Annotated in this window: 14 protein-coding genes; 7 read left to right on the top strand and 7 right to left on the bottom strand. The window is 70.0% G+C overall.

From position 1 onward, the window contains the following. Positions 1-39 precede the first annotated feature (39 nt). Positions 40-696: a redoxin domain-containing protein gene (locus tag DSM104329_RS18065; protein WP_259311244.1), complete on the top strand. Its 657-nt coding sequence runs from the start codon at positions 40-42 to the stop codon at positions 694-696. A gap of 84 nt (positions 697-780) precedes the next feature. Then, positions 781-2,175 (top strand): NAD(P)/FAD-dependent oxidoreductase, encoded by a 1,395-nt coding sequence (locus DSM104329_RS18060; RefSeq protein WP_259311243.1) that lies wholly within the window; start codon positions 781-783, stop codon positions 2,173-2,175. A gap of 303 nt (positions 2,176-2,478) precedes the next feature. On the opposite strand, the gene DSM104329_RS18055 is transcribed toward DSM104329_RS18060, so the two are convergent. The 3 genes from DSM104329_RS18055 to fbaA all read right to left on the bottom strand — a co-directional run bounded on the left by DSM104329_RS18055 (position 2,479) and on the right by fbaA (position 5,657). Further along, entirely contained in the window at positions 2,479-3,924 is a 1,446-nt protein-coding gene (locus DSM104329_RS18055) for a universal stress protein (RefSeq protein ID WP_259316232.1), read from the bottom strand. A 54-nt stretch (positions 3,925-3,978) separates the two neighbouring features. Continuing rightward, complete coding sequence (locus DSM104329_RS18050) at positions 3,979-4,272, bottom strand: hypothetical protein (RefSeq protein WP_259311242.1); 294 nt, start codon at positions 4,270-4,272, stop codon at positions 3,979-3,981. 308 nt (positions 4,273-4,580) lie between these two features. Beyond that, a complete protein-coding gene (gene fbaA, locus DSM104329_RS18045; RefSeq protein ID WP_259311241.1) occupies positions 4,581-5,657 on the bottom strand; it encodes a class II fructose-bisphosphate aldolase in 1,077 nt (358 codons plus the stop codon). Between the two features lie 471 nt (positions 5,658-6,128). Here fbaA and DSM104329_RS18040 point away from each other — a divergent pair, with 471 nt between their 5' ends. After that, on the top strand, positions 6,129-6,374 hold the full coding sequence (locus DSM104329_RS18040) for a hypothetical protein (protein ID WP_259311240.1): 246 nt from the start codon (positions 6,129-6,131) through the stop codon (positions 6,372-6,374). A gap of 331 nt (positions 6,375-6,705) precedes the next feature. On the opposite strand, the gene DSM104329_RS18035 is transcribed toward DSM104329_RS18040, so the two are convergent. Genes DSM104329_RS18035 through DSM104329_RS18020 form a run of 4 tightly spaced genes read right to left on the bottom strand, consistent with a single transcriptional unit; the run spans position 6,706 to position 8,153 of the window. Beyond that, positions 6,706-7,059 (bottom strand): hypothetical protein, encoded by a 354-nt coding sequence (locus DSM104329_RS18035; protein ID WP_259311239.1) that lies wholly within the window; start codon positions 7,057-7,059, stop codon positions 6,706-6,708. 9 nt (positions 7,060-7,068) lie between these two features. Then, complete coding sequence (locus tag DSM104329_RS18030) at positions 7,069-7,437, bottom strand: hypothetical protein (protein WP_259311238.1); 369 nt, start codon at positions 7,435-7,437, stop codon at positions 7,069-7,071. A gap of 57 nt (positions 7,438-7,494) precedes the next feature. After that, the gene (locus DSM104329_RS18025; protein ID WP_259311237.1) at positions 7,495-7,875 is read right to left on the bottom strand and encodes a nuclear transport factor 2 family protein; all 381 of its coding nucleotides are present in this window, start codon (positions 7,873-7,875) and stop codon (positions 7,495-7,497) included. Positions 7,876-7,904: 29 nt separating this feature from the next. Beyond that, positions 7,905-8,153, bottom strand: coding sequence for a hypothetical protein (locus DSM104329_RS18020; protein WP_259311236.1), 249 nt, complete (start codon positions 8,151-8,153; stop codon positions 7,905-7,907). Between the two features lie 311 nt (positions 8,154-8,464). Between DSM104329_RS18020 and DSM104329_RS18015 the strand changes: the two genes are divergently transcribed. Genes DSM104329_RS18015 through DSM104329_RS18000 form a run of 4 tightly spaced genes read left to right on the top strand, consistent with a single transcriptional unit; the run spans position 8,465 to position 12,265 of the window. Further along, the gene (locus DSM104329_RS18015; protein WP_407655932.1) at positions 8,465-9,274 is read left to right on the top strand and encodes a glucose 1-dehydrogenase; all 810 of its coding nucleotides are present in this window, start codon (positions 8,465-8,467) and stop codon (positions 9,272-9,274) included. After that, positions 9,259-10,113: a cyclase family protein gene (locus DSM104329_RS18010; RefSeq protein WP_259311234.1), complete on the top strand. Its 855-nt coding sequence runs from the start codon at positions 9,259-9,261 to the stop codon at positions 10,111-10,113. The genes DSM104329_RS18015 and DSM104329_RS18010 overlap by 16 nt, the downstream gene beginning before the upstream one ends. Before the next feature lie 8 nt (positions 10,114-10,121). Then, positions 10,122-11,756 (top strand): GMC oxidoreductase, encoded by a 1,635-nt coding sequence (locus tag DSM104329_RS18005; RefSeq protein WP_259311233.1) that lies wholly within the window; start codon positions 10,122-10,124, stop codon positions 11,754-11,756. Then, a complete protein-coding gene (locus tag DSM104329_RS18000; RefSeq protein ID WP_259311232.1) occupies positions 11,753-12,265 on the top strand; it encodes a DUF1440 domain-containing protein in 513 nt (170 codons plus the stop codon). Before DSM104329_RS18005 ends, DSM104329_RS18000 begins: the two co-directional genes overlap by 4 nt. Positions 12,266-12,446: the final 181 nt, after the last annotated feature.

Below are 12,446 nucleotides of genomic sequence, written 5' to 3'. Positions count from 1 at the left end.
GGGCCGGGTGGTCATCGCTTCTCACCCTGAGCGAGCCTGGTGGTCTTCCTGGCCGTCTGGGCGACGAATCCATCTCGATCGGCACATGTGATCGTGCGATCGGCCGACGTGATCGCCGTGACTCATCCGCCCGCCACCATCAATCGGGTCATGGCCTTCCCTTCGCGCAACACCTCTCGCGCACCGATGCAGGAGGATGCTGCGCGTCGGTTGCCTGTCCTCGGCTGCGCTACGGAACTGGTGGGCGTCGAGCCGTGGTTCAACACTCCGGACGGCGAGCCTTTGAGGCTTGCGGCCCTTCGCGACCGCGTCGTCCTGCTCGAGTTCTGGACCTTCGCCTGCGTGAACTGCCAGCGCACCATCCCTTTCCTGCGTCGGATGCACGGTCAGTACCAGCCGGGCTTCGCGGTCGTCGGCGTCCACAGCCCGGAGTTCGCGTTCGAGCGGTCCGTTGAGAACGTTGAGCGCGCCGTCCGGGAGCACGGCCTCGAGTATCCCGTCGGACTGGACAACGACTTCGTCGCATGGAACGCGTACGAGAACCGGTACTGGCCGACCATGTACCTCATCGATCGCGCGGGCCGGATTCGCTACACCCATATCGGTGAGGGGAACTACGGTCACACGGAGGCTGCTGTTCGCGCCTTGCTCGGCGAAGCCGTCGACCCCGCCGCCGAGACGAAGCCAGCCTCTTGACGGACGTTCGATGGCGGCGAACCTCAAGGTGCGGGATCGGCCGCTGTCGGCGACGACCTGGGCGACCGGCGACGTCACCCGTCTGTGGCCGCTGACTCACGTCCGCAGGGACCAGGTCGTGGAGGTGACGTCCTGAGCGCCCCCGAACGCGCCCACCGAGTCGTCATCGTCGGCGGCGGCTTCGGCGGACTCCACGCCGCGCGCGGCCTGCGGGGGGCGGACGTCGAGATCACGCTGATCGACCGGCGCAACTTCCACCTGTTCCAGCCGCTGAGCTACCAGGTCGCCACCGGCGCGTTGTCGCCGGGCGAGGTCGCGTACCCGCTGCGGGCGGTGTTCAAGCGCAACCGCAACGTGCGCGTGCTGCTCGCCGAGATCGCTGGGTTCGATCTCCGGCGGCGCGAAGTGGTTCTCCGATCGGTCGGCGACCTGCCGACGCCGGAGCCGGTGCCCTACGACACGCTGATCGTGGCGGCCGGCTCGCACTACTCCTACTTCGGTCACGACGAGTGGAGGGCCCACGCGGCCGAGGTGAAGTCGCTCGAGAGCGCGCTGACCGTTCGCAGCCGCATCCTCGCCGCCTTCGAGGCCGCCGAGCTCGAGCGCGATCCCCACCGGCGCGCCGAGTGGCTGACGTTCGCAGTCGTCGGCGCCGGCCCCACCGGCGTCGAGATGGCCGGCCAGATCGCCGAGCTCGCCCGCGACAGCCTGCGCGGCGACTTCCGGACCGCGGATCCCGGCAGCGGCCGCATCCTGCTCATCGAGGCGGGCGACCGCGTGCTCACCGGCTTCCCGCCGTCCTTGTCGGCGAAGGCCGAGCGGTCGCTGCGCCGACTGGGCGTCACCCCGGTGCTCGCCAGCACCGTCGTCGACGTCGACGGGACCGGCGTCACGCTCCAGGACGCAGATGACGCGACGCGGCGCATCCCAGCGCGCACCGTCGTCTGGGCCGCCGGGGTGACCGCGTCAGGGCTCGCCGGGCAGTTGGCCGAGCTCACCGGCGCGGAGAAGGATCGCGCGGGACGAGTGACGGTCGAGGCCGATCTCACCCTGCCCGGACATCCCGAGGTCTTCGCGCTCGGCGACATGGTCCGCGTCCGCGGCCGCGACGGCACGGCGATCACGTTCCCTGGCGTCGCCCCGGTCGCCATCCAGCAGGGCCGCTACGTCGCGAAGGCCGCCCGCGCCCGCCTGAGGGGCGGCGCGGCGCCGCCCTTCCGGTACCACGACAAGGGCAACCTGGCCACCATCGGCCGCGCCGCCGCCGTCGCCGATATCAAGGGCATCAAGCTCAGCGGCTTCCTCGCGTGGACGACCTGGCTGCTTGTGCACCTCTTCTATCTCGTGGGCTTCCAGAACCGGCTTCTCGTCCTCATCCGCTGGTCCATCAGCTTTGCCACGCGCGGCCGCGGGGCTCGGCTGATCACGAGATCCGCGGATGCTGACGCCGGCCGTCCGGCGGCGCATCTCAACGATTGATGGCGCCACCGATGTCTCGCCGATCCGATGACCGGAGCCAGACGCCGGCAGCCGCGGTCACGGCGCGTGGCGCGCGGCTCAGCGGTCGGGCCGCGCGACGTGTGCGCGCTCGAGATGCGCGCTCGTCCTGGGCCGTCGGATAACGGCCGCATCCGAGCCGTCGGTGAACCGTGTGCGACGGTGCGAGCGCGCGTCGTTGCTGCGGTCAGGCTTGTTGCGCTCGGCGTCGGCAGCCGCGCGGGGTGCGGCGAGGGCGACGGCCGTCCCGGCCCGGAGTCGGCGCACGTGCGTGGCGGGTCAGGTTCACCGTGGCGCGCCGCCAAGGGCCGCGAGCAGGTCAGCGCAGGCGCGTTCGCACCGGCGGCACTCCTCGCCGGACAGACGGCAGTGCTCATGGTGATGCGCGTGACGCTCGCATTCCGCGGCGCAGGCGCGACACGCGGCCAGGCATGCCTGGAGCGCCGTGAGCTGCGTGTCCGCGTCAGGGTCGGTCTGGCGGCTGAGGATGCGCCCGGCGTCAACGCACGCGTCGGCGCAATCGAGGCAGAGCCGGATGCAGCGAGCCAGCGTTTCGATATCGGGCTCGGCGAGGCACGCGTCGGCGCAGATCGTGCACGTCGCCGCGCACGCGGCGCACTCGTCGATGCACGCCGCAAGCGTGGCGACGTCGGCGATGAGTGGACGCCGATGCGTTCCGAGGATCTCTTCGACGCTCATGTTCTCTCCTTCGGTGGGATGCACTGCTTCAGACGGATCGCGGCGCCGGCCCCGATGACGTTCGCCACGGCGACCCGAATCCTCGTGCTCAGTGTGCGGAGCGCCCGGTCTGCTGGGACTGCGGATGACCAGCGTGGGTCGATCGGCGTGATGCACGATCGTGCCCGAGACGCTTCCCAGAAGCAGCGGTCGCAGACCGGTCGGTCCCGATCCCACGACGATGGTGGCCGCGTCGTGGCGGTCGGCGGTCTCGACGACCGTCCTCCATACCGGTCCGGTGGCCTCGACGGCGAGCGGCTTGGCGTGAAGGCCTGCCTGTTGCGCGATGCGAACGCCGTCGCAGGCCAGGCGCTCGCCGAGGTCGGCGGCGGCGCGATCGACGTCGACGAGATCCGACACGCCGGCGGATGCGGGGCTGCCCGGTGCGGGCGTCGCTTGCCAGACGGTCACGACCAGCGCATCGCGGCCGCCCAGCAGGCGCCCTGCGTGCTCGATCGCGTACTTGGCATCCTCCGATCCGTCGTACCACAGCAGCAGCGGACCGTCGGCCGTGCGAGTGTGCCCGGCGGGGTCGACGGCGAACGTGGTGACCGGCAGGCGAAAACGGTTCTCGACGTGCTCGACGAGCCGGCGCTCCTGCCAGTTGGCGTGCTCTGAGACGTGCAGGGCGATGAGGATGTGATCGGGCTCGAACGCCGTCACTGCGTCGGCGATGACCGTCAGGATGCTTCCCAGGCGAGCCGCGCCGCCCACGTTCGCACCGATCGCGTGCAATTGGCTCAGGACCGTGTCGAGGCGCTCGTCGGCATGGTGCCGGAATCGATCCAGGTCATCGGCGAGCCAGGCCAGTCGTCCGGGGAGCGTAGGCGTGAGAACATAGACCTCGATCGCGGCGTCGATGATCGCGCGGACGATGGGCGGCAGCTCGTCGACGTCGGCGACAGCTGCGTCAGAGACGAAGAGGATCCGCCGGAGCCCCGGGGTGGGGTTCGTCGGAGGCGCGTCCGACCCGACGTCGTTCGCGCTACGCATGATCCGCACGAGAGCTCAGCGGCACGCCGTGGACGCTAAGGACCGAGAACGCCGTCACGAGAGCAACGGCCGAAGGTGTGAGAGGCGTCGCTGCTCAGCGCGCTCGCGCGTCGTCGCGTCCAACCGGCTCGCAAGCCTGCCGTAGACGCGTGCGGCGTGTTCCTCGCGCTCGAGTGCGGCGCGGTAGGCCCAGAACTCCCTCCGGGCCTCGCGTGCCGGCGCGCAGTTCCACCGCTCGTAGGCGTGCCTCACCTCGGCGGACTCGTCCCGCCACTCGAGATAGGCATCGAAGGCGTCGTCGATGAGCGGGCGCTCGGTCCATGGGTTGCACATCCGGGGGAACTTCATCGCCTGCAAACTGAAGCATCGACAGAGTCCTCTTCGACACCGCCGGCCGATCGGTCGATCGGCCGGCGTTGTCGGCATCGCGCAGCGGGGTCACTCGCGGTCGCGGTCGCGGTCGCGCTCAAGGGCTACCAGGGCATATCGCGAGTCGGTGGACTCGGGCCGCTGGCAGCGACCGGCGAGCGAAGGCGCACGCGCCCGGCGGCCGCCTGGGGCCAGCACCAGCACCCAGGATCTGGGACCGCGGCTGGATCAGCCCGTGAGCCGATGCCTTCTCGGCCGCACCCGCGAGATCCAACGTTGATCGAGACTCAGCTGGGATCGGCCAGTGCCCGGCCGGCGCCGTCAATCACCGCCGCCGAGGATGCGAGGCTGCGCCCGGCCGATCCGAGCTGCTCGCACGCGCGCCGGACCCTCTCCGCCATCGCTGCCTCTCCGGCGCGGCCCCATGCTCGCGGGTCGAAGCTGCGCTTGTCCCCGAGGCCGCCGTCGATCCTGAGCACACCTTCCCAGTGGTCGAGCACGTGACCGGCGATCGCCCGGGTGAACGCGTATTGGTTGTCGGTGTCGACGTTCACCTTCACCACCCCGAACGAGACCGCGTCGGCGAGCTCTTGGGCGCTCGATCCGCTGCTGCCGTGGAACACGTACTGGAAGCGGGCGCCGGGGTACGCGGTCGCGAGCGCTCGCTGGCCGTCTCGCAGGATCTCGGGGCGGAGAACCACGTTGCCCGGAGCGTGGGTTCCGTGCACGTTGCCGAACGCCGCCGCGAGCAGGTACCGGCCGCGCTCTCCGACACCCAGGGCGCCGGCGACCTGCAGGAGGTCCTCGGGGGTCGTGTAGAGGTCGGGGTGCGCTTTGTCGGGCCCGGCGATGCCGTCCTCCTCTCCGCCGACCACACCGGATTCGACCTCGAGCACTACGTCGAGCTCGGCGCACACCGCGAGCAGGTCAGCGGCGATCCGCAGGTTCTCCGCGAGCGGAAGCGCGGAGCCGTCGAACATGTGCGAGTGAAACAGAGGAGCGGCGTTGCGTGCGACCCGCCGGCGGGACTCGGCGAGCAGCGGGCGAAGCCAGTCGTCGACGTGCGCTGGTGGGCAGTGATCGGTGTGAAGGGCGACGAGGACCGGACTCGCCTCGGCGACGACGTGGGCGTAGTGGGCGAGTGCGCGTGCGCCGAGGAGCGCGTCCTTCGCTCCGGTCCCGGAGAGATACTCGGCGGCCCCCACCGTGATCTGGACGATTCCATCCGCGTTCGCGAGCTCGAACCCCCGCAGCGCGGCGTTCAACGTCTCCGAAGAGGTGACGTTGACGGCCGCGTAGGCGTACCCGCGATCGGCCGCCGCGTCGAGCATCGCCGCGTACTGACACGGCGTGGCGAGAGGCATCAGTGCCCTGTCCCGGCTTCGAGAACATCAACGGTTCCGTCCTTGCGCGCACGATCACACGGGCTGGTCTCGACGGGGTCTGTGAGGGGCATGCGTGGCCTTTCTGTGCTCGCGTCCGGGGACGGCCCCACGTTCGGACTCGCCGAGCCAGTCAGTGTTCGGACCCTGCTTGTGAGCGCCGAACACTGCAACGTGCGGGCCCGTCCGCCAATCCGCGCGGGCGAACGGTCGATCGTCCGAGGCAATCGGCAACGGGCGCAATACGCGAGCGCAACCGCCACGACGGTGAAGTAGGTGAAGACCGTGGGGTATGGGTGAGAGGCGAGCCTGATCATGTGCGTTGCGTTTGCTGTTGCCGGGCGCGGGCCGCGGCGGCACCGTCTGTGGGGTGATGTCAGCCCATGAGGAGGAGCGACTGTGACTGGTCCGCGCGCATGCGCCTACGGCCGCGTGATCCGAACCGTGAGGGACTTGGGCGCTGCCAAGCTGCTGGTCTCCGAGCAGGCGCGGATCCGCCACGCCGCCGACGCCCTGCTGTTCTGCGCGGACGTCGTCGAGGACGCGGCCGCGAGGGCCGCCGTGTCAGACATCCAGACGCTGTGCGACCACCTTGTCGAGAGCGGGCGCTGGACATCTGATCGGGCCGGCCAGCTCACGGACGACGTCTGGGCCTGCGGGCCCGGGCTCGCTTCGGTGCCGGTGGCCGCCGCGGCCTGACCCAGGTCACTCGCCGGTCAACAGCCGGCGCAGCGGCGTACTCGGCAGCTCGGACTTCGGGCGCGAAGCCTCGACGCGCAGCCGGCGCCTCGCATCCGCCGATAGTCACGGGTCGCTCGCTCCCGGCCGTCCGGCCCCTGCTCGCGCCCCCTCATCGCCGCCGCTGCTCCCAGGTCCAGGGTGGGCGCGAGGAAGGGCACCAAAGCGGGGGAGCCCCGGAGTACGCCGAGGACGTGAAGTTCGCCGGACGCTCGTCGACGCCCAACAGGATCGGCGCTTTACACGTGGTCGACAACGCCCTCGGCCAGAACGGTTTCGCAGGTGAGCTGCATCACGGGCGGGCCCCGTGAGCCGACGTCCTGTATCGACCGTCGAATCGCGTGCTGCGGCCCGGCTCGGTGAATCTCAGCCCGACGATCTCGTCGCCCTCGACGATCCAGAGCAGGTCGTAACAAGCTCGATAGTCCGGCGGCCAGAACGAGCAGAAGCGTCCATCTTCGTCGAGGTACCACTTGCCGTGCGTGAATCGACCGTCCGCCTCGACGTAGCTCGTGTCTCCGTTCGGGTCGAACGTCTGCATCGCCCCGTCGTCGAAGTGCAGCTCGCCGGCCGTCACTGCTCGTGGGATCAGGGAAGCCGGAACGGGCTCGCCGTCGCTGACGTTGACATCTTCCAAGCCTTGCATGAGATGACCCTACGGCGCGGATCCGGGCGGGTTCGAACGCCTTCGGTATCGCTCGATCGCTTCGTCTTGTTGCCCCGGGCCGCCGCCGGGTCGCCAGGCGGCGCGAAGCAGCGCGAGGTCTTCGGCGTGCGCGAGAGCGCGCGATCCGTCGGGTGAACCGCCGCGACGCGGCCCGGCCGGCTCAATCGGCTCGAGCCTCTGTTTCTCGATCGCCGACCAGACCAGAGATCGCGGCCCGAGCGAACGTCCGGTGAGGGGCGAGCAGCGAGGAGGCGAGCGCGTCAGGGTCCCCGCCGGTGCGACATCTGCCGCCCACCGGCGCTCGCCGCCGTGGCGGGCGTCGTCCAGGCGCGTGTTTGCCGCCAGATCGTCGTACATCACCCGAGCCGCCGGGTAGCCGACGGCGGGTTTCCCGACGCGTCGCCTCGCGGGCGGTCAGGCGCCCGGAGCGATCGCACAGGCTGCGACACAGACCCAGGTGCCCTCGCGCTTCTGGTACACGTCCGTATACAGAGCCTCCTGCTGCGCTGTGTCGGCGATCATGGTGTAAGTGGCACGGCCGTGGATCAACGCGACGTCACTGAGGATGCGGATGTTGACGTCGTGCATAGCGAGATCCTGGAAGGGGCGCGGCTTGGCGATGTAGTCGAGGAACTGGGCACGGTTGCGCGTGACACCCGGAAACTGCGAGATGAAGTCCTCGGCGAGGAACTCGCTGAAGCGCTTGACATCGCTGAACTGGTCGGAGTGAAAGAAGTCCTTGTTGAGCTGCTCGAGCATCGCCAGATCTTCGGCGGACTGCTTGGCGTCGTCCATTCTCTTGCTCCTTGTCTGTCTGAACACGATCAGGTCTCCGGGTCCTCGTCGTCGGCCACGCCGTAGCGGTCGTCATCCAGCCGCGGGATCTCTTCCGGGGGGAACCCGGCGGCATCCCGCCAGATGGGATCGGTGCCATGCTGGTCCGAGTGCTCGGCGTGCCTGATGAGGTCAGCCTCGGCTACGTCGAAGCCCTCCGCTTCGCCCTCGCCGGCCTCGATGAGCGGCGCGATCGCGGGGTCGATGGGTTCGTCGGGGTTCTCGGGCCATGTCGGCATGGCCTCAGACTCCTCCGGCCATTCGCTCTGTCGATCGCGAGAACGAATCGCGTCAGAGCAACGACGTCTGATCTCAGCGTGACGGCGTTCAATCGGCTCGTGATTCAGCTCTCGCAGAGGGAGCCGTCACCAACAGCCGCTGGCTCATCGGCGCGGGTTATCAGCACAGGCGCACAACCTCTTGTGGGTGACGGCCGCCCGTCGCATCTTGGTTGCATGGAAAGCACGGCGCCTGCATGAACCCGCGCATCGGAGAAGAACCGGTGTCGCAGACCGCGCCCACCGGTGATCCGCGGCCGCGCCGCGTCGGCATGTCCGGCCTGAAGGGCAAGAACCTGCTGGTGACCGGCGGCTCGTCCGGGATCGGGCAGGCGATCGCCGTGCGCTTCGCCGAGCTCGGGGCCAACGTCGCCATCAACTACCTGACCACCCTCGACGAGGCGGCAGGGACCGAGGACCAGGTGCATGCCTGCGTGCGCAACGTCCGGCAGCACGGCGTCCGCGACGTGCTCGTTCAAGGCGACGTGTCCCGCGAGGACGACGCCGTGCGCATGGTCGGCGACGCGACCGAGCGCCTCGGCGGCCTCGACATTCTCGTCAACAACGCCGGCATCCAGATCTCGCGACCGTCCGACGAGCTCGGCAGCGCAGACTTCGACAAGGTCCTCGCGGTCAACCTGCGGGGCGCGTTCCTGTGCGCGCGAGAGGCGATCAAGGGATTCCTGGCCGACGAGAAGCCGGGCGTCGTGATCAACGTCTCGAGCGTGCATCAGATCATCCCCAAGCCGAACTACCTCGGCTACAGCGTCAGCAAGGGCGGGATGCAGAACCTGACGCGAACGCTCGCGCTCGAGTACGGCGGCCGTGGCATCCGCGTCAACGGCGTCGGCCCCGGCGCCACCATCACCCCCATCAACCGCGCCTGGGTCGACGACCCCGTCAAGGCGGAGATGGTCACCAGCCACATCCCGCTGGGCCGGGCCGGCAGCGCAGACGAGATGGCCGGCGTGTGCGCGTTCCTGGCCTCCGACGACGCGGCCTACATCACCGGGCAGACGATCTTCGTCGACGGCGGCCTGACCCTGTACGCGGACTTCCGCGAGCCGTGGTCGTCCGAGTGAGCGGCGAACGCAACAGCTGGTGGCCGTCGCCGTTCGGCTCCGACGACCAGCTCGGCATGCTCAATCACGTCACCGACGCGACGCGCGCCGCGGCGCTGCGGCTTGTGCGCTCGGGGCGGATGTACGACCTGGGGCGAGTGCTCGATGCGGACGTGCCCGCGTTCTCGGGGCGCTACTTCCGCCAGACGCTGGTCACCACCGCCCATCACGCCAACGGCGGTGGCCTCGGCGCAAACCGCGTCAACTGGATCACCGAGCAGATTGCCGGGACCCAGCAGATCGGTACGCACCTCGACGCCTTGAGCCACCTGCAGATCGGTGATCGCGGCTACAACGGCTGGACCGTCGCCGAGCTCGCAGGCACGACCGGGGTGACTCGCCTCGGCGTCGAGGCGGTGCCCCAGATCGTGACCCGCGGCTGGCTGGTGGACGTCGCGCCGCTCGGCGCGGGTGAGCTGATCGGCATCCCGAACATCGATCCGGCGCCCGGCGACGCGGTGCTCTTCCACACCGGCTGGGGCGCGCACTGGGACGACGCTGAGACCTACCTCGCCGGCGAGCCCGGCCCTGGCCGGGACCTCGCCAGGTGGCTGGCGGGCCGGGGCGTCGCGCTCACCGGCTGCGACACCTGGAGCTACGGTCCGGTCCCCGCCGAGGACCCCGACCGGCCGTTCGAGGTCCCTCAGCTCCTCAACGCGCACCACGGCGTGTTCATCGTCGAGAACCTCGACACGTCGGAGCTCGCGCGCGACGGCGTGCGCGAGTTCGCGCTGATCGTCACGCACCCGAAGCTACGCGGCGCCACCGGCGCGTGGACCTCCCCGATCGCCCTCGTCTGAGCGGACGCGTGGACCCCTACGACGTGATCATCATCGGCACGGGCGCCGGCGGCGGCACGCTCGCGCACCGCCTTGCGCCGTCGGGCAAGAAGATCCTCTTGCTCGAGCGCGGCGGCTACCTCCCGCGCGAGCCCGAGAACTGGGACTCCAGGGAGGTGTTCGGCCGCGAGCGATACGTCACCACCGAGCGCTGGTACGACCGGCACGGCGTCGCGTTCCGGCCTCATGCCCAGTACTTCGTCGGCGGCAGCACCAAGGTCTACGGCGGCGCCCTCTTCCGCCTTCGCGAGCGCGAGTTCCAAGACGTCGAGCACTACGGCGGCGTGTCCCCCGCTTGGCCGATCTCCTACGCCGACCTCGAGCCCTACTACACCGAGGCCGAGCGGCTCTACCTCGTCCACGGCCAGGCCGGCGAAGACCCGACCGAGCCGCCGCGCTCGCGCCCGTTCCCCTACCCGGCCGTCTCCCACGAGCCGCGCATCCAGCAGCTCCACGACGATCTCCTGCGCGCCGGCCATCAGCCGTTTCACCTCCCGCTCGGCGTCGACCTCGACGAATCCGACCCGGACGCCGGCCGCTGCGTGCGCTGCAACCGCTTCGACGGCTTCCCCTGCCTGACCGAGGGCAAGGCCGACTCCCACGTCGTCTGCGTGCGCCCCGCACTCAAGCACCCCAACGTCACGCTGCGCACCCACGCCCGAGTCCACCGCTTGGAAGCGAACGCCTCCGGACGCTCGCTCAGGCGAGTCGTGGTCGACCGGTGTGGGAGGGAGGAGATCTACAGCGCGGACATCGTCGTCGTCGCCTGCGGCGCTGCCAACTCCGCCGCGCTGCTGCTGCGCTCGGTGAGTGACAAGCACCCCAACGGCCTGGCGAACTCCTCCGACGTCGTCGGCCGGCACTACATGGCCCACCTGAACTCAGCCGTGATCGCGATCTCCAAGGCGCCGAACGACACCAAGTTCCAGAAGACGCTCGGCCTCAACGACTACTACTGGGGCGCCGGCGACTCAGACCTCCCGCTCGGGCACATCCAGATGCTCGGCAAGTCAGACCGCGACATCCTCCGCGCCGGCGCACCCTGGTTCGCCCCCGGCCGCGCGCTCGACTACGTGGCCAGGCACGCCATGGACTTCTGGCTCACCACCGAGGATCTCCCGGACCCGCACAACCGCGTCACGGTCGACCGCCAAGGGAACATCCATCTCGCCAAGATCCATCACAACGCCGAGGCGCACAAGCGGCTGCTGGCCAAGCTCAAGGACCTGCTCGGTCCGCTCGGTTGCCACCAGACCAGCATCCCGCGCTGGTCGGTGCTCAGCGAGCAGATCCCCCTCGCGGGCATCGCGCACCAGTGTGGCACCGTGCGCTTCGGCACGGATCCGCGGCAGTCCGCGCTCGACGTCCACTGCAAAGCCCACGACATCGACAACCTCTACGTCGTCGACACAAGCTTCTTTCCGTCCTCGGGCGCCGTGAACCCGGGGCTGACGGCAATCGCCAACGCGCTGCGTGTCGGTGACCACCTGCTCGAGCGCCTCGGGGCGCCGTCGGCGGCGCGCAACGCGACGAACGGGAAGTTCGATCGGTCGGACACCACGGTCCCCCCGCACACCACCGACGTACAGGAGTCGACGCCATGACGACCACAGCCAACTCGTACCGAGGGGTCGTCGCCGGCCTCGGGGCGTCGTGGGTCAAGGCGCTCAGCGAGCCGCCGCTGCAGGCGCTCGCGGAGCGGATCCTGACGCCGTCCGCTGCCCAGAAGCAGGAGGTGGGAGCGGACCCGAGCGGGCGGCCCGAGAACATGCCTCCCGCAGTCCTCGTCGGGCGCGCCGCCGCGGCGCTCGGCCACCACGGCCTGACCGCTCGTCAGCGGGTGCGCGCGCAGCAGGTGATCCACTACGGCTTCGGCGCGGCGCTCGGCAGCGCCTACCTCGCCGCCGCGAGCCGCTGGGCCGTGGTGACTCGTGGTCGAGGGGTGCCCGCCGGGCTCGCGATGTATGCGGGCACGCATGGCTCCCTCCTTCCTGCGCTCGGAGTGCAACGGCCGCCGTGGCGGCTGGCGCCGGCCGCGGTCGTGTGGGAGTTGACGTCGCACGCCGTCTTCGGCACCGCGCTGGAGGCCATGCGACGCGTCCTGAGGGGCTAGACGGCCGCGATGAACGACGCCGACCAACCGGGCGCTGAACTGCGTGCCCTCCCGGTCGGCGACCACCCGCAACACCGGGCCGTGGGTGAGAGGTCTGCGCACCTGCCGCGAGGATTCGCCGAGCACCCGCCCAGGCCGTCGGGAAGCTGGATGAGAGCTGGACGGGGCCCAACGTGCGCCC

Source organism: Capillimicrobium parvum, assembly GCF_021172045.1.
GTDB classification, from domain to species: Bacteria; Actinomycetota; Thermoleophilia; order Solirubrobacterales; family Solirubrobacteraceae; genus Capillimicrobium; species Capillimicrobium parvum.
This window is presented reverse-complemented; position numbering and strand designations above follow the sequence as displayed.

Bases quoted from the DNA above. Each gene is read 5' to 3' on its own strand.
- DSM104329_RS18055 (WP_259316232.1), bottom strand. From the start codon at position 3,924: ATGCGTAGCGCGAACGACGTCGGGTCGGACGCGCCTCCGACGAACCCC.
- DSM104329_RS18050 (WP_259311242.1), bottom strand. From the start codon at position 4,272: ATGAAGTTCCCCCGGATGTGCAACCCATGGACCGAGCGCCCGCTCATC.
- fbaA (WP_259311241.1), bottom strand. From the start codon at position 5,657: ATGCCTCTCGCCACGCCGTGTCAGTACGCGGCGATGCTCGACGCGGCG.
- DSM104329_RS18035 (WP_259311239.1), bottom strand. From the start codon at position 7,059: ATGCAAGGCTTGGAAGATGTCAACGTCAGCGACGGCGAGCCCGTTCCG.
- DSM104329_RS18030 (WP_259311238.1), bottom strand. From the start codon at position 7,437: ATGTACGACGATCTGGCGGCAAACACGCGCCTGGACGACGCCCGCCAC.
- DSM104329_RS18025 (WP_259311237.1), bottom strand. From the start codon at position 7,875: ATGGACGACGCCAAGCAGTCCGCCGAAGATCTGGCGATGCTCGAGCAG.
- DSM104329_RS18020 (WP_259311236.1), bottom strand. From the start codon at position 8,153: ATGCCGACATGGCCCGAGAACCCCGACGAACCCATCGACCCCGCGATC.
- DSM104329_RS18015 (WP_407655932.1), top strand. From the start codon at position 8,465: ATGTCCGGCCTGAAGGGCAAGAACCTGCTGGTGACCGGCGGCTCGTCC.
- DSM104329_RS18000 (WP_259311232.1), top strand. From the start codon at position 11,753: ATGACGACCACAGCCAACTCGTACCGAGGGGTCGTCGCCGGCCTCGGG.